Here is a 15,299-nt window from a genome sequence, read left to right as displayed (position 1 = left end):
TGTTGAATAGTAGTGCATGAGGCGAGGCTATTGCCGTTGAATTCCGTTGAGAGAGAAGAGATATCTTGACTTCGTCATCCCAGGGCGGCACGAGCACGACCGAGGTCACCGTCCTCGGGCTGGGCGCGATGGGCCAAGCCCTCGCCACCCACTTGCTGTCAGCAGGCCATTCCGTGACCGCGTGGAACAGGACCCCCGGCAAAGCACACGACGTCGTGGCTGCGGGCGGCAAGATCGCCTCGACGGTCGAGGACGCGGTGAAGGCATCCCCGCTCGTCGTGGTCTGCCTGCTCGACGAGGCATCCGTGCACGAGCAACTCGACCCGGTGACCGACGCGCTCAGCGGACGGATCGTCGTCAACGTCACGACGACGACCCCCGACGAGGCCCGCGCCCTCGCCACCTGGGCACACCAGTACCGGATCGGCTACGTCGACGGCGGGCTCATGGCGTCCCCCGAAATGATCGGCACAGCGGCCTCCCTCGTGCTCTACAGCGGGGACGAACACGACTTCGAGCAGTACCGGCACCTGTTGGAAAACTGGGGCACGGCCACGTTCGTCGGATCCGATCCGGGAATGGCCGCCATGTACGACACCGCGATACTCGGCACGATGTACGCGATGTTCGGCGGCTTCAAGCAGGGCGGCCGGATGGTGCGCACAGTGGGCGGATCGGCGGGGACGCTTGCGGAGATGGCGATCCCGTTTCTCCAGGCGGTGGCGGCGGTCCTCACCGAGCAGGCACGGGAGATCGATACGCCGGAAGAGTACGAGCCCGTGCAGAGCGCGGAATTCACGGCGGGGGCCATCGACCTCATCAACCGCTCGGCCGTCGAAGCCGGCCAAACGCCGGATCTACTGTCGGCCGCTCGGCGACTGCTCGCCGAGAACGCCTGACGCGGCAAGCCCGCGGGCGAGTTCGGCCGGGCCGGGCTGATCACCGTCGTGCAGTACGCCGAGTACGACGTGATCGGCTCCGGCTTCGAGGTGTTCGCCGACCCTCGCGGCGATCGCGGCGTCGTCACCCCAGCCGATCAGAGCGTCGACGAGCGCGTCGTCGAGCGTGGCGATCTGCTCGGCGGTGAAGCCCATCCGCCGCATGTTCTCCGGGTACCCGCCGACGCCCGTCAGGCCACGAAGGGTCGGTTTCCTCGCGGTCCGCCGGGCACGCGCGGCATCGGTATCGCCGACGGCGAGCTGGTAGACGACGAGAGTCGCCTCTTCACCGAGAATCCGCCTGGCCCACGCGGTGTAGCCGGGGGTCACGAGCAGTGGAACCGCTCCGGCGCCGCGATCGCGGGCGAGCGCGAGCTTGCGAGGACCGAGCGCGGCGAGCAGCCTTCGCCGTCGAGGAACCGGCTCCTCCGCCGCGTCGAGCCGGTCGAGATAGCCGCCCAGCAATGCGAGCTGCCGCGCCCGCTGCGGTGATCCGAACCCGGCCAGGAACCGGCCGGGATGGTCGCGCTCGAACCGGGCGTAAGCGGTCACCACCGCGTCCGCGTCGTAGACGTCGGGCGGAATGACGGCCGTTCCGACCCGCACCGACGTGGTCGCGGCGAGCAGATCGCCGACCCGGCCGAGGCTGTCGATATCCCCTCCCGGCAGCCATACGGCCGAGTAGCCAAGCGCCTCCAGTTCGGCCGCCTCCGCGAGATGCGCGTTGTCGGCCGACACGTTGAGCGCCACCCCGACCGGCCCGAGACCGGCTGTTTTCATCGCTGCTCCTCTCGGTCGTCCCGGCACCGCGGCGGAACCGGAGGACTCCGAGTCTGCGACCTCGACATAACTGGAGATCAAGAACAGGTCAGCCGCGAGTGGTGTACCGGTGTCCTTCGATCACGACTCGGGCGGCGGCAACGGATTTGCGCACGACCTGTTCGGCGGAATAACCGTGCCGCGCGAAAACGCCCTCCAGCCAGAACATGCCGTAACCGTGTGCCTGGGTGAACAGCTGCTCCATGAGTTCCAGCGCGCTCGCGGGGTGATCGGAGACGGTGAGGCACAACATCAGGAACTGGTCGGTCAACCGCCTTGTCTGCTCGTGCAGTTGTTCGTGCTCGCCTCCTTGCAGCCCGTCGGCGTAGATGACATTGATCCCGGCCTGCCGTTCGATCAGGTATTCCGTGTAGGCGCCGCAGCCCGCGGCGAGCGCGTCGACAGGGTCGGCCAACCCCTCCGCCGCGTTCCGGACCCGGTCGGCCAGCTGGCCGGCCACGGCGGTCGCCACGGCGGCCAGCAGACTTCCCCGTTCCGGAAAGTGCCGATAGGGAGCGCCGGGGCTGACCTCGGCTCTTCGGGCCACCTCGGCGACGGAGAACCCGCGCAGCCCCTGCTCGGCGATCAGATCGAGGGACACGCGCACAAGCTCGGCACGCAGGTTGCCGTGGTGGTATCGCTCGCCCATGACCTGGACCACTTCTTTCGATCGGAATAAGTAAGAGCCCTCTTACGTCGTGAATGTAAGAGGCCAGTTACATTGGGCTCTTTGAACCATAACCAGGAGGTCTGATGAGCACAACGACACACGCCATCGCCGCGCCGTCCGCGGGCGCACCGCTCGAACAGACCACGATCCAGCGGCGCGACCTGCGCCCTGATGACGTCCTGATCGACATCGCCTACGCCGGCATTTGCCACTCCGACATCCACCAGGTTCAGGAAGACTGGGGGACCGCCATCTTCCCGATGGTTCCCGGTCACGAAATCGCGGGTGTGGTTGCCGAGGTCGGCTCCGGCGTGACCGAGTACCGGGTCGGCGACCGGGTCGGTGTCGGCTGCATGGTCGACTCGTGCGGCGAATGCGAGAACTGCCGGGCTGACCAGGAACAGTTCTGCGTCAAGGGCAACATTCAAACGTACAACGGCGTCGGCTTCGACGGCGAGAACACCTACGGCGGCTACAGCAGGCAGATCGTGGTGAAGGACGCCTTCGTGTGCCGCATTCCTGAGGGAATCGAGCTCGACGTCGCCGCTCCCCTGCTGTGCGCGGGCATCACGACGTACTCGCCGTTGCGCCGGTGGGGTGCCGGTCCCGGCAAGAAGGTCGCGGTCGTCGGGCTCGGCGGTCTCGGCCACCTGGCCGTGAAGCTCGCCGTCGCGATGGGCGCCGAGGTCACGGTGCTGAGCCAGAGCCTCAAGAAGCAGGAAGACGGCGTCCGGCTCGGCGCGAGCGCCTACTACGCCACCGGTGACGAATCGACGTTCGGCCGGCTCGCGGGCCAGTTCGACCTGATCCTCAACACCGTCTCGGCGAAGCTGCCGGTCGACGCCTACCTGAGCCTGCTGAAAGTCGGTGGAGCGATGGTGAACGTCGGCGCACCAGGAGAGCCGCTTTCCTACAGCGCGTTCTCGCTGATCGGCGGCAACAAGATACTCACCGGCTCCATGATCGGCGGTATCGCCGAAACCCAGGAGATGCTGGACTTCTGCGCGGAGCACGGGATCGGCGCCGAGATCGAGACCATCGCCGCCGACCAGGTCAACACCGCCTACGAGCGGGTGGCCAGCAGCGACGTGCGGTACCGCTTCGTCATCGACACCGCGACCATCGGTTCCTGACCGGGCTACCGGCAGGAAAGACCGGCGAGCGCTCTCGTGAGCGCTCGCCGGTCTTTCACCGCTCGAATCCCCACGACGTCGGGCAACCCCGGCGCGGTGGTAGTGCGTCTCGTGGAAAGTGGCGGCAGGTCGGCGCCGTCATTCAAGGACGACCGGAGGGACTGGGGATTGTGATGAAGGGACTGTCGAGGCGGGCAAGCGTGGCGTTCGGTGCGGTGTTCGCCACCTCGTTGATGGCGTTCTCGGGTGCGCAAGCGATTGCGGCTCCGCAAGAGGGCGGCGTACGCGACGTCGATTGGCACGCCGCCACGTTCGAGGTGCCCGAAATCGGGCCGTGCCCCCAGCAGGTGGTGGAGTTCGCCGACGGTGAAGCCCATCTCCCCGACCACCTGTACCGGTTCACGCCGGAACGCGACATCGTGTTCGCCGACGTGACGGGGGACGGTACCGAAGATGCCCTGATGCTCGTGGAATGCGGGGTGCCGAACTCGGAGTACACGAGGGCGCTGATCGGCATGACAGCCGACCCCGAAGTGCGACTGCTGGGGGCCGTCGAAAGCCCGCCGACGTGGACGCGGGTTCCGGACGACATCGGGGTCGAGCCGCACGAGGACCTGGGCCAGATCGTGACGGCGAACATCACCGACTTCGAGACGGACCGAACCTACGAAAAGCGCTACACCTGGTCGGACTACTACAACGCGTTTCTCTCCCTCAACGGCTGAGGCGCGCTCCGACAACTGCATCGGTGGACGTTGAGGGAGCTCATTGCAACGCCGCCGGAAAGGCTGGTCCGCGGCCAACCCGGGGCCTGCGGCGGCTCCGCCCCCGCGACGAACCCAAAACGAGAAGAAGCGCCCTGCGTGAGCAGGGCGCTTCTTCTCGTGGAGGTGCCGGGAATTGAACCCGGGTCCTCTGTCGCCTTTCCAGGGCTTCTCCGTGCGCAGTTCGCTGTGCCTCTACTCGGCCCCTCCGGTCACGCGAACAAGCCGGTGTGACGGGCCCAGCCACTGTTCATTTCCCAACCGGTCCCCGTGGCCGGGACCGGCGGTAAGCCTTCTAGCTGATGCCGGCATACCGGGTCGAAGGCTTACCCGGGCCGACAGACTCGCACTCGCTCAGGCGGCGAGGGCGAAGTCGCGCTGACTATTCGTCTTGGCGCTTATTTTTTTGCGACGACGCTCACGGTGGTCGTTGCCTGCACCGGCACGCTTCCCCTGGATCAACGTCCAGAGTCGAAACCGTTCACCCCCTTCAGGGTTTTGCTACCTGCCAGGATAACGCCAGGCGCAACTCGATAATTTCCGACCTTCAGGGTAGGGCCAGCCCCACCCGGGAGAGGCCAGCACACACGATGGTTGCCACCCGCCAGCGCGGACACACTGGTATCCAGCCGCCACAGAAGGGATGCCAGCCATGAACGACGAGCCGACGACCGAGAGGGACCAAAGCCGTCCGCCGCTGTTCGGCTCACTCGGCTTTCTGCTGCTGAACCTTCCCATCGGGATCGCGGGTTTCGTCGCCATCGTGGCGCTCGGCTCGGTCGGCGCCACCACGTTGATCATCTGGATCGGCATCCCGGTACTCGCGCTGCTGCTCGTGGGCATGAGAGCGGCGGCGAGGACCGAAAGGGCCAGGGTCTACTCGATGCTCGGTGCCTACGTCCCGCTCCCCTACCGGACGCTGCCGGAGGGCGACCAGAAGGCGCGGTGGAAGGCACGCATCGCCGACCAGTCGACGTGGCGGGACATGACCTACTTCGTGCTCCTGTTCCCGATCGGCATCGCGCAATTCACGATCTTGGCGGTGTCGTGGGCACTGTCGCTCGGGTTCATCGGGCTTCCCGTCTACTACCGGTTCCTGCCGGAGGGCGCCTACTTCTTCCCCTCCTTCGACCTGCGCTGGATCACGGTCGATTCCGAGTTGTCGGCGTTGCCGTGGGCCGCGCTGGGGCTGCTGTGCCTCGCGCTGACGATCGCGATCACCAGGGCGCTCGCGTCAGCGCACGTGCGCTTCGCGAGGCTGATGCTCGGCCCGACACCACGGCAGATGCGGGAGGCCGACAACTTCGTCCCCTTCACGCCCTCGGTCCGGGCGAGCGGGCCAGTGGCGGAGTCATGAGCACGCCGGCGCCGGATCGACCAGCGGCGGGAAGAGACGACCTCGCGGAACAGTCCAGACCGTCGCCTTTCCACACGATCGTCTTCATGGTGGCGAGCTTCCCGCTGCGGCTGGTGCAGTTCGTACTCATCTTCACGCTGACCGCCGTCGGCATCGTCACCACGATCGTCTGGGTCGGAATTCCGATCCTGCTGGCCACCACGTATCTGACCAGGTGGTTCGGCGACGTGGAGCGACGCTGGGTCAGGTCGATGCTCAACACGAACGTGCCGGACGTGGAACGGCTGAAGGTCCAGGGCGGGCTCTTGCGACGCTGGCTCGGCGCGCTGACCGATCCGACGACCTGGCGCGATTTCGGCTACCTCATGCTGGTGCTCCCGCTGGGGATCCTCGAATTCGCGATCGGCCTGGTTTCGATCATCCTGGTGCCGATGGCGATCTGGGTCGCCCCGGCGCTGGGCTGGCTGCACGGGCGGATGGCGCTCACCCTGCTCGGGCCGCCGAAAGCCCGCAAGGCGGAGGCGAGGGCGTCACGGTTGCAAGCGTCCCGCGCGCGCGGCGTCGACGCGGCTGAGGCGGAGCGAAGGCGGATCGAGCGAGACCTGCACGACGGGGCGCAGCAGCGGCTGGTGTCGGTCGCGATGAGCCTTGGCAGGGCGAAGTCGAAACTCAGCGGCGATCCCGACGACCTGCGCAGTCTGATCGACGAAGCACACACGGACGCCAAGCTGGCCGTGTCCGAGCTGCGCGACCTGGCGAGGGGCATCTATCCCGCCGTACTCGCCGACCGAGGGCTCGACGCGGCGCTGTCGGCGCAGGCGGCGAAATCACCCATCCACGTCGACGTGACCGTGGACGTGGAGCCGAGACCACCGGCCGCCGTGGAGACCACCGCGTACTTCATCGTCGGCGAGACGTTGACGAACGTCGCCAAGCACGCGGGCGCGACGGAAGCAGGCGTGAAGGTGTGGCGCACGGAGGACACCGTGGTGGTCGAGGTGACCGACAACGGAAACGGTGGCGCGCGGATGCGCGAAGGGGGTGGGCTTGCCGGGCTTGCCGACCGGGCTGCAACGATTGACGGCGTCATTTCCGTCGTCAGCCCACCCGGTGGTCCCACGGTCGTTCGAGCGGACCTGCCATGCACGTGGTGAGCTGCGCCTCGCCACTGGGGAGCTTGGATGCGGGTGGTCATCGCCGAGGACGCTGTTCTGTTGCGCGCTGGGGTGCAGCGACTGCTCGCCGACGAGGGCATCGACACGGCCGCCGCGGTGGACAACGGCGACGACCTGCTCGAAGCGATCCAGAAACATAGTCCTGACCTGGCGATCGTCGATGTGCGAATGCCGCCGACGTTCACTGATGAGGGGCTGAGGGCGGCACTGCGGGCACGGGAGCTGATCTCGGGCCTTCCGGTGCTGGTGCTGTCCCAGTACGTCGAGGAGACGTACGCGGTGGAACTGCTGTCCGCGGGCGCGGGCGGCGTGGGATACCTGTTGAAGGAGCGAGTGGCCGATGTCGCGGAGTTCCTGGACGCGGTGCGCCGAGTCGCCGGTGGCGGCACGGCGATCGACCCCGAAGTGATCGCCCAGCTCATGGCCAGGGGAAAGAAGAACCCACTCGACGCGCTCACCAGCCGCGAGTCGGAGGTGCTCGGCTTGATGGCGCAGGGCCTTTCGAACACGGCGATCGCGGGCACGCTCGTGGTTTCACATGGCGCCGTCGAAAAGCACATCGGCAACATCTTCGCGAAACTCGGCCTCGAAGCCAGCTCCGAGGAACACCGCCGCGTCCGCGCCGTCCTCACCTACCTCGGCCGCTGACCGGCCACCCACCCGGACAGTAGAAGCAAGGGAGCTTTACTGCCGTTTGGCGGTAGCAAAGCTCCCTTGCTCCGAAACGGTGCCTGTCGGGCGCCCGTCCGCGCCTGCCGGTGCCGCTCAGCGGGCCCATGGTGGCTCGATGGTGACCCCGTCGACCACCCCGGTGATGCCCTTCGACGTGCACACGGTGAGCCGCGCCGGTTCCGCACCGGGGTTGCGCAACCGCAACGGCTTGCCGGGCACCGACATGGCCGCATCGCCGGGACCGAGTTCATGCGTGTCGCCGTCGACCTCGACGATCACCCTTCCCTCGTGCAGCACGAACACTTCCTCACGGTCGACGGTATGCGACTCGCTCGTCGCCTCCGGTGCCGCTTCGAGCAACCACACGGCCAGCTCGGCCGACCCTCTGCTCGGGACGGCGAGCGGCCGGAAGACGAATCCGGCGTTGGTGAAGACGGGGGCGTCCGCATAGGTCGCCAGCGTCATGACCCCTCCAGCGATAGTCAAGTAGCTTTACCACTTATACAGTAAAGCGACCTGACCATATAGTCAAGAAAGTTGACTACCTTGTCGACAGGACACCTCCCCGCGCTGCTGGCGACGAGCTTCCGCGCCGTCATGGACCGGGTCCACGAACAGCTCGCCGCGGCGGGCTTCGACGTACGCCCCGCACACGGCTTCGTGTTCCAGTACCTGTCCTTCCATACGACCGCCACGGCCGTCGACATCGGCGAACACCTCGGCATCACCAAACAGGCAGCCGTCCAGCTCATCGACGAACTCACCAAGCGCGGCTACGTCGAACGCCGCCCACACCCCACCGACCGGCGCGCCCGCGCCATCAGCCTCACCGCCCGCGGCCGGGAGTGTGTCGACCGCGTCGTCGCGGCCTGGACCGAAATCGAACAGCGGTGGGCCACCCTCATCGGCCCCGACCGCCTCGACAGGCTCCACGACGACCTCACCACGCTCACCGACGCGACCTCCGGCGGAGCACCCGTGCCGCTACGGCCCCTCTGGTAGGGCAGCCCCCACCATCGCCAGGCGAAAACCGGAAGATCGATACGGCGGGCTGCATGGCTGTGCCGGAAGCCTTTCCCGACCAGGCTTGGCCCATGTCAATCAGCCGGCTGGATCCACGCCAGCACACCCGGGATCGCTTCCTCGACGTCATCCGAGCCATAGCCATCCTCGGCGTGGTGATCCAGCACTGGGCGATGCCGGTCCTCGACTACTCCGGCGGCACGCTCACCACGGGCAACGCGCTCGCGACACCCGGCTGGTGGGTCATTACCTGGCTCTCCCAGGTCATGCCGCTCGTGTTCTTCGCGGGCGGAGCGGCCAACCTGATCTCGCTCCGCAGGGCATCATCACCGCGCTCCTGGCTCGCGAGCAGGCTCGGCAGACTCCTGCTGCCCGTGCTCCCGCTCTTCGCGGTGTGGCTCGTCGTGCCGAAGGTCCTCACCGCGTTCGGCGTCGCAGGGCAACCGGTCGCCGTCGCCTCGGCCATCGCGGCTCAGCTGCTGTGGTTCCTGGCCGTGTACCTGCTGACGGTGCTCGCGACCCCGCTGATGGCGGCGGCCCACCGGCGATGGGGCCTCGGTGTTCCGGTCGCGCTGAGCGTCGCCGCCGCGCTGATCGACGTCGTTCGCTTCGACGTCTTCGGCCTCGCTGGCTACGCCAACGCCGTGTTCGTCTGGCTCGCCGTACACCAGCTCGGCTTCCACTACGTCGACGGCGCGCTCGGCAGGCTCAGCCGACGCGGCGCACTCACCATGGCAGGCGCCGGTTTCGCCGCCACCGCGCTGCTCGTCGCTTTCGGCCCCTACGCCACCAGCATGATCGGAATGCCCGGCGCGGCCGTATCCAACATGAGCCCGCCCACCCTGTGCCTGGTAACCCTCGCGGTCGGCCAGATCGGCCTCGCGCTCGCGGCGCGCCCCGCGCTGAACCGGATCGCCGAACGACGCGCGATCGGCTCCGCACTGAGCTGGATCGGCCCCCGGTTCATGAGCATCTACCTGTGGCACATGCCCGCCCTGGTCGTCGTGTCGGGGCTGACCGTACTGGCCATGGACTACGCGACGCCGGATCCGGGCAGCCTGCGCTGGTTCGTCATGCTCCCGCTGTGGCTGGCCGCGACAGGGCTGGTGCTCGTCGGCCTGCTCGCGGTGTTCGGCCGCTTCGAATCCGCGAGGGGACCGGCGACCGCGTCCGTGCCGACCTGGCAGCTCGCGACAGCGGGCTTGCTCGCCTCCGGCGGGCTGCTCGGTCTCGCGGCCAAGGGATTCGGTGGCGATCCCGCCATCTGGATAGTCCTGGTCGTCGCCGGCTTCCTGCTCAGCACGACGACCGTCAGCCGAGCCCGTGCGGCCACCGTCGGCTAGAGCCCGAGCAACTTGGCCGGTGTCTCGTACAACACGGCGCGGAGGAATGGCTCACCGAGCCGTTCCTCCGCGTTCGCCCATCCCGCGACTGCCCGCAACTGGGTCGCGTACGAGTAGGGAATGTTCGGGAAGTCGGTACCGAGCACAATCCGGTCCGCGACGTCGGCCAGCCTGGCGGCCCAGTCGGGAGGCACCGGCATGAACTCCTCGGTGAACGGCACCCCGACCATCGTCGTGTCCAGGTAGACCCGCGGATAGCGGTCCACGAGCGCCAGCGCCGCCGCGTAATCAGGCATACCCGCGTGCGCGAGCACGGTCACCAGATCCGGATGCCGGGCAAGGACCTCGCCGAACACGTCGAGCCCCGTGTACTCGCCCCTCCTCGGGCCATGTCCACAGTGGATCACGACGGGAACGCCGGCGTCGGCTATCGAACCCCATGCCTCGTCGAGCATGGCGTCCCTCGGGTCGTAGGCGCCCACCTGAACGTGCGCCTTGAAGCAACGAACACCCGCGCGCAGCGCCGACTCCACATAAGACGGCGCGCCCGGCTCGGGAAACAACGTCGCGGTCGGCACAGCGTCCTGTTCCCGTTCCGCGAACTCCAGCACCCACCTGTTGAGCCACTCCGCCATCCCCGGCTTGTGCGGGTACACCAGCGGCGCGAACCGTTCGACCCCGAACGAGCGCAGGGTCGCGAGCCGGTCCTGCTCGGACTGGCGGTAGTGGATCGGCCACGCCATGCCGTAGTTCTCACCGGCGTTGTCGAAAAACGCCCATACCTTTTCCAGCATGCGCTCCGGCAGAAAGTGCACGTGAACGTCGACCAGGCCCGGAAGACCGAGATCGCGCACCCACGACGCGATCTCGGCATCCGATTCAGGGCTCAACGCCGGTACTTCCCTTTGGCCGCACGGCCCATGGCCTTCTGGACCTCGCGCTCGGCATCACGCTTGGCGATGCTCTGCCGCTTGTCGTAGGCCCGCTTTCCCTTCGCGAGCGCCAGCTCCACCTTGACCTTGCCGTCCTTGAAGTACATGGACAGCGGAACGAGGCTGACGCCGCCTTCCTTCGTCTTGCCGATGAGCTTCTCGATCTCACCTCGGTGCAGCAACAACTTGCGAGTCCTGCGCGGGGTGTGGTTCGTCCACGTGCCCTGTGCGTATTCGGGAATGTGCAGGCCGCGCAGGAAAACCTCGCCGTCGTCCACCGTCGCGAACGCGTCGGCGAGCGAGGCTTTGCCGTCTCGCAGGCTTTTCACCTCGGTCCCGACGAGTACGACACCGGCCTCGTACGTGTCGATGATCGAGTAGTCGTGCCGCGCGCGGCGGTTCGACGCGATCACCTTGCGACCGGTTTCTTTGGGCATGCTTCGACTCTAGTCCTAATGGCGCACGTAAAGCCGCAGAGTTACGTACCCGGTGATCGCCGAGATGAGCATCGACACCCCGATGAGGATCGGCGCGACGGGGAACAGCACGTCGATCAGCTCGACCTTGGGTATCGCACCCCCCGTCGCCTCAAGGATGCGGTCGAGCACCACGTATTTCAAGGCGACGAGACCCCCGATCCCGAGGATCGCACCGGAGACACCCGCGACCACCGCCTCCAGCAGGAACGGCAACTGGGTATACCAGCGCGTGGCACCCACGAGCCGCATGATTCCCACTTCCGTGCGCCGGGTGTACGCCGAAACCTGGATGGTGTTGGCGATCAGCAGCACGGCGGCGAGCGCCGCTATCAGCGCGATGATGAACGTGCCGTTCCTTCCTGCGTTGAGCAGGCCGAAGAACCGGTCGAGGAACTTGTTCTGGTCGTCCACCTTGGCCACACCGGCCTGATCGGCGTACTCCTGCACGACGACGTCACTTCGCGCCGGATCGAACAATTTGACGTGCAACGAGGCGGGCAGAGCCTCCGGCCTTGCCAGTTCGACGAGTTCGGGCTGGCCCTCGAAGATGCGCTTGAACCGCTCGTATGCCTGCGCCCTGTCTTCGTAGACGACCGACTCGACGGCCTGGTTCTGTTCAAGGGACTGCCGGATGGTCGCGCACGGCTCACCGGTGCAGTTCTGGTCGTTGGCACTGATGTCTTCGGTGAGGAAGACCGTGACCTCGACATCGTCGAGGTAGTCCACCTTCATCTTGTCGATCGTTCGGACGAAGAGCAGGCCACCGCCGAACATACCCAGCGAGATGGCGGTGGTGAGGATCATCGCGATGGTCATCGTGATATTCCGGCGGAGACCGGTGATGACCTCGCTGAACACGAAACTGGCGCGCATCGGAGGAAGGGTTTCCTTGGGTCGGGGGCTTTCGGGGTGGGCGGGTTGTTACCGGATGCCGGCTGGTCGCTGCGGGGGATCAGCGACCGACGCCGTACACCCCTCGCTTGTCGTCACGAATCACCTTGCCGAGGTGCAGTTCGACGACGCGGCGGCGCATTGAGTCGACGATGGAGTGGTCGTGGGTCGCCATCAGGACGGTGGTGCCGGTGCGATTGATGCGCTCCAGCAGCAGCATGATGTCCTGGCTGGTGTCGGGATCGAGGTTTCCCGTCGGCTCGTCGGCAAGCAACACGAGCGGCCGGTTGACGAACGCACGGGCGATGGCCACCCTCTGCTGCTCTCCACCGGAGAGCTCGTTGGGCATGCGGTCGGCTTTGCCGTCGAGGCCCACGAGTTCGAGCACCTCGGGAACCACCTTGTCGATGGTCCGTTTCGGCTTTCCGATGACCTCCAGCGCGAACGCGACGTTCTCGGCGACCGTCTTGTTGGCCAGCAGCCGGAAATCCTGGAAGACGCAGCCAATCGTTTGGCGCAACCGGGGGACTTTGCGCCGGGGAAGTTTGGCGACGTCGAAGTTCGACACCATCACCCGGCCCCTGCTGGGCACCTCCTCCCGCAGCAAAAGCCGGAGGAACGTCGACTTCCCCGAGCCCGAAGGGCCGATGAGGAAGACGAACTCTCCCTTGTCCACGTCGACCGAGACGCTCTCAAGTGCGGGGCGCGTCGAGGTCTTGTAGACCTTGGATACAGAATCGAGGCGGATCACGGTCGGCCATACTACCCACGGCGCTCGTTAAGCCCAGGTTGCCTCCGCCCATAGCGGCAAGTCGTCAGGCCGCGCTGTTCTCCTGCTGCTTGCGCCACCTGATGCCCGCTTCGAGGAACGAGTCGAGGTCACCGTCGAGAACGGCGGAGGGATTACCGATCTCGTAACCGGTGCGCACGTCCTTGACCTGCTGATACGGGTGCAGGACGTAGTTGCGCATCTGGTTGCCCCAGCTCGATCCGCCGTCCCGCAACGCATCCAGCTCCGCGCGCTCCTCGGCTTTCTTGCGTAGCAACAGTTTTGCCTGCAACACCTTCATCGCCGCCGCCTTGTTCTGCAACTGCGACTTCTCGTTCTGGCAGGAGACGACAATGCCACTCGGCAAGTGTGTGATGCGCACCGCGGAGTCCGTGGTGTTGACGCTCTGTCCACCAGGCCCTGACGAACGGTAGACGTCGACGCGGATGTCCTTCTCCGGCACGTCGACGTGGTCGACTTCCTCCACCTCCGGCAGGACCTCGACGTGCGCGAACGACGTCTGCCTCCGGCTCTGGTTGTCGAAAGGCGAAATCCGGACGAGCCGATGGGTGCCCTGTTCGACCGACAGCGTCCCGTACACGTACGGCGCGGTCACCTTGAAGGTCGCCGACCGGATACCGGCTTCTTCGGCGTAGGAGATGTCGTAGACATCGGTCGGATAGCCGTGCCGCTCCGCCCAGCGCAGATACATGCGCAGCAGCATTTCCGCCCAGTCGGCGGCGTCGACGCCGCCTGCCTCGGAACGGATGGTGACGACGGCGTTACGCTCGTCATACTCGCCGGAGAGCAGCGTCCGCACTTCCAGTGCGTCGATGTCCTTCGTCAGGTTCTTGAGTTCGCTCTCGGACTCGGCGAGGCTCCCCGTGTCCCCTTCAGCCTCAGCAAGCTCATAGAGCACACCCAGATCGTCCAGCCGCTGCCGAAGGTCGCTGACCTTGCGGACCTCGGCCTGCTTGTGTGAGAGCTGGCTGGTGACCTTCTGGGCGGTCTCGGGGTTGTCCCACAGATTCGGCCTCGCGGCCTCTTCTTCGAGCTCCGCGACTTCCTTGCGCAGCGATTCGAGATCCATGACGGACTCGACCTGCGTCAGTTTGCCACCGAGATCTTTCAGCGCGGCTTCGAACTCAACACTCACAACCGACAAGGTTACGGCAAATCGTGCGGCCGCTCGCGGCGGCCGCACGTACTTGCCTGTTTTCAGCTTGCGACGGCGTCCAGAAGCTTCAGCGCGGCCCTGGCGTGCGTCTGGCCGAACTCCGCCACTGCCTTCGCGACGGGGTCACTCGCGGCCTTGACCGCGGCCTTGGCTTCGTCGAGTTCCTGGGTGTAGGTGGCGCGCGCGGACTCGAAGAGCGTGGCGCGCTGCTTCTGCGTCAGCACACCGGAGTGCACGACCCTGAGGATCAGCGGGCTGCGCAGGTGATCAGGACCAGAGTCACTGGTCAACCATGCCTTGAAGGCTTTCTTTCCTGCGGCGGTGATGAGGTACTGCTGGCTGGAGCGCGGTCCCTGCTTGCCGAGCCGCACGAGGCCCTCTCGATGCAGCGCGGGGAGTTCCCGGTAGACCTGACTCCTCGTGACGCTGAAGAACGTGCCAAAGCGTTCCTCAGCCCCAGCGACGAGCTCGCCACCGGTGGCAGGGCCATCGTGCAGCAGACCAAGCAGTGCTGCGGCGGTTGCGTTCAAATCGGACACGTATCCACCGTGCCACGTCTTCGCTTTTCTGTCCACTGTGGTCTGCCATTTGGTCCATTGTGGAACCGCTGTGTCAAAGACCCTTCCCGGACCCACACCGCCCCTGAACACGGAAAAGGCCCCGATCCAGTGGATCGGGGCCTTTTCTTTCAATCAGTAGCGGGGACAGGATTCGAACCTGCGACCTCTGGGTTATGAGCCCAGCGAGCTACCGAGCTGCTCCACCCCGCGTCGTTGTGTAAAAAGAACTATACCTGACGGCCGAAAAGGCCCCGACAGGGGCCCCCGAACAGTCGCACCTCGACTCCGAACGGCGGTCAGTATGACTCCGAACGGACCCAGCCGACGGAGCGCAGAGCCCATCGGCACAAGGCGCAGGCGACTGGTCCAATTCGGGCAGTCGAGACCTCCACCCTTGCGGCACTCGGGTGAAAATGCAGAAGACCCGTTCCGTGTTTCACGGAACGGGCCTTCTGTTTTCGTAGCGGGGACAGGATTCGAACCTGCGACCTCTGGGTTATGAGCCCAGCGAGCTACCGAGCTGCTCCACCCCGCGTTGTGACCCCTACTCTACGCCCTGGCTTTTCCAGGGCGCAAAGAGGGGTCCCTCACCCGATC

General features: G+C 66.2%; 17 protein-coding genes, 2 tRNA genes and 1 other RNA gene. 8 read left to right on the top strand and 12 right to left on the bottom strand.

Translation table 11 applies throughout. The features are described 5' to 3' along the window. Positions 1–65 precede the first annotated feature (65 nt). Positions 66–899 carry an NAD(P)-dependent oxidoreductase gene (locus BAY61_RS04900; RefSeq protein ID WP_211323650.1) on the top strand — a complete coding sequence of 278 codons (834 nt, stop codon included), beginning with the start codon at positions 66–68 and terminating at the stop codon, positions 897–899. On the opposite strand, the gene BAY61_RS04895 is transcribed toward BAY61_RS04900, so the two are convergent. Both BAY61_RS04895 and BAY61_RS04890 read right to left on the bottom strand, forming a co-directional pair. Further along, positions 858–1,718: a TIGR03620 family F420-dependent LLM class oxidoreductase gene (locus tag BAY61_RS04895; RefSeq protein WP_091810764.1), complete on the bottom strand. Its 861-nt coding sequence runs from the start codon at positions 1,716–1,718 to the stop codon at positions 858–860. The two genes, BAY61_RS04900 and BAY61_RS04895, sit on opposite strands and share 42 nt — an antisense overlap. Positions 1,719–1,806: 88 nt before the next feature. Then, positions 1,807–2,406: a TetR/AcrR family transcriptional regulator gene (locus BAY61_RS04890; RefSeq protein WP_245865803.1), complete on the bottom strand. Its 600-nt coding sequence runs from the start codon at positions 2,404–2,406 to the stop codon at positions 1,807–1,809. A 104-nt stretch (positions 2,407–2,510) separates the two neighbouring features. Between BAY61_RS04890 and BAY61_RS04885 the strand changes: the two genes are divergently transcribed. Together BAY61_RS04885 and BAY61_RS04880 are read left to right on the top strand one after the other, a co-directional pair. Next, the gene (locus tag BAY61_RS04885; RefSeq protein WP_091810766.1) at positions 2,511–3,560 is read left to right on the top strand and encodes an NAD(P)-dependent alcohol dehydrogenase; all 1,050 of its coding nucleotides are present in this window, start codon (positions 2,511–2,513) and stop codon (positions 3,558–3,560) included. Positions 3,561–3,733: 173 nt separating this feature from the next. Continuing rightward, positions 3,734–4,285, top strand: a complete 552-nt coding sequence (locus BAY61_RS04880) for a hypothetical protein (RefSeq protein WP_091810767.1) — start codon at positions 3,734–3,736, stop codon at positions 4,283–4,285. A gap of 157 nt (positions 4,286–4,442) precedes the next feature. Here the strand turns inward: BAY61_RS04880 and ssrA are convergent. Beyond that, positions 4,443–4,813: a transfer-messenger RNA gene (gene ssrA, locus BAY61_RS04875) on the bottom strand. Between the two features lie 163 nt (positions 4,814–4,976). On the opposite strand from ssrA, the gene BAY61_RS04870 reads away from it, so the two are divergent. Genes BAY61_RS04870 through BAY61_RS04860 form a run of 3 tightly spaced genes read left to right on the top strand, consistent with a single transcriptional unit; the run spans position 4,977 to position 7,504 of the window. Continuing rightward, positions 4,977–5,681 carry a sensor domain-containing protein gene (locus BAY61_RS04870; protein ID WP_091810768.1) on the top strand — a complete coding sequence of 235 codons (705 nt, stop codon included), beginning with the start codon at positions 4,977–4,979 and terminating at the stop codon, positions 5,679–5,681. Continuing rightward, positions 5,678–6,835: a sensor histidine kinase gene (locus tag BAY61_RS04865; RefSeq protein WP_245865800.1), complete on the top strand. Its 1,158-nt coding sequence runs from the start codon at positions 5,678–5,680 to the stop codon at positions 6,833–6,835. The genes BAY61_RS04870 and BAY61_RS04865 overlap by 4 nt, the downstream gene beginning before the upstream one ends. Before the next feature lie 27 nt (positions 6,836–6,862). Continuing rightward, positions 6,863–7,504, top strand: a complete 642-nt coding sequence (locus BAY61_RS04860; protein WP_091810769.1) for a response regulator transcription factor — start codon at positions 6,863–6,865, stop codon at positions 7,502–7,504. Between the two features lie 117 nt (positions 7,505–7,621). On the opposite strand, the gene BAY61_RS04855 is transcribed toward BAY61_RS04860, so the two are convergent. Then, positions 7,622–7,993 (bottom strand): cupin domain-containing protein, encoded by a 372-nt coding sequence (locus BAY61_RS04855; RefSeq protein WP_091810770.1) that lies wholly within the window; start codon positions 7,991–7,993, stop codon positions 7,622–7,624. Between the two features lie 72 nt (positions 7,994–8,065). On the opposite strand from BAY61_RS04855, the gene BAY61_RS04850 reads away from it, so the two are divergent. Beyond that, positions 8,066–8,530 (top strand): MarR family winged helix-turn-helix transcriptional regulator, encoded by a 465-nt coding sequence (locus tag BAY61_RS04850; protein ID WP_245865796.1) that lies wholly within the window; start codon positions 8,066–8,068, stop codon positions 8,528–8,530. 92 nt (positions 8,531–8,622) lie between these two features. Further along, entirely contained in the window at positions 8,623–9,894 is a 1,272-nt protein-coding gene (locus BAY61_RS04845) for an acyltransferase family protein (RefSeq protein WP_091810772.1), read from the top strand. On the opposite strand, the gene BAY61_RS04840 is transcribed toward BAY61_RS04845, so the two are convergent. The 8 genes from BAY61_RS04840 to BAY61_RS04805 form a co-directional block, all read right to left on the bottom strand. After that, a complete protein-coding gene (locus tag BAY61_RS04840; RefSeq protein WP_091810773.1) occupies positions 9,891–10,784 on the bottom strand; it encodes an amidohydrolase family protein in 894 nt (297 codons plus the stop codon). The genes BAY61_RS04845 and BAY61_RS04840 overlap by 4 nt on opposite strands. Then, positions 10,781–11,263, bottom strand: a complete 483-nt coding sequence (gene smpB, locus BAY61_RS04835; protein WP_091810774.1) for an SsrA-binding protein SmpB — start codon at positions 11,261–11,263, stop codon at positions 10,781–10,783. Before smpB ends, BAY61_RS04840 begins: the two co-directional genes overlap by 4 nt. A 15-nt stretch (positions 11,264–11,278) precedes the next feature. Beyond that, complete coding sequence (gene ftsX, locus BAY61_RS04830) at positions 11,279–12,178, bottom strand: permease-like cell division protein FtsX (RefSeq protein WP_091810775.1); 900 nt, start codon at positions 12,176–12,178, stop codon at positions 11,279–11,281. 79 nt (positions 12,179–12,257) lie between these two features. Next, complete coding sequence (gene ftsE, locus BAY61_RS04825; protein WP_091810776.1) at positions 12,258–12,947, bottom strand: cell division ATP-binding protein FtsE; 690 nt, start codon at positions 12,945–12,947, stop codon at positions 12,258–12,260. 64 nt (positions 12,948–13,011) lie between these two features. After that, positions 13,012–14,121, bottom strand: coding sequence for a peptide chain release factor 2 (gene prfB / locus BAY61_RS04820; RefSeq protein ID WP_091810777.1), 1,110 nt, complete (start codon positions 14,119–14,121; stop codon positions 13,012–13,014). A gap of 62 nt (positions 14,122–14,183) precedes the next feature. Next, the gene (locus tag BAY61_RS04815) at positions 14,184–14,681 is read right to left on the bottom strand and encodes a PadR family transcriptional regulator (RefSeq protein WP_176879938.1); all 498 of its coding nucleotides are present in this window, start codon (positions 14,679–14,681) and stop codon (positions 14,184–14,186) included. Between the two features lie 157 nt (positions 14,682–14,838). Next, positions 14,839–14,912: transfer RNA gene (locus BAY61_RS04810), tRNA-Met, on the bottom strand. A 251-nt stretch (positions 14,913–15,163) separates the two neighbouring features. Next, positions 15,164–15,237, bottom strand: a tRNA-Met gene (locus BAY61_RS04805). Between the last annotated feature and the right edge of the window lie 62 nt (positions 15,238–15,299).

Origin of the sequence: Prauserella marina, from assembly GCF_002240355.1 — a bacterium.
In the GTDB taxonomy this organism is placed as follows: Bacteria; Actinomycetota; Actinomycetes; order Mycobacteriales; family Pseudonocardiaceae; genus Prauserella_A; species Prauserella_A marina.
This window is presented reverse-complemented; position numbering and strand designations above follow the sequence as displayed.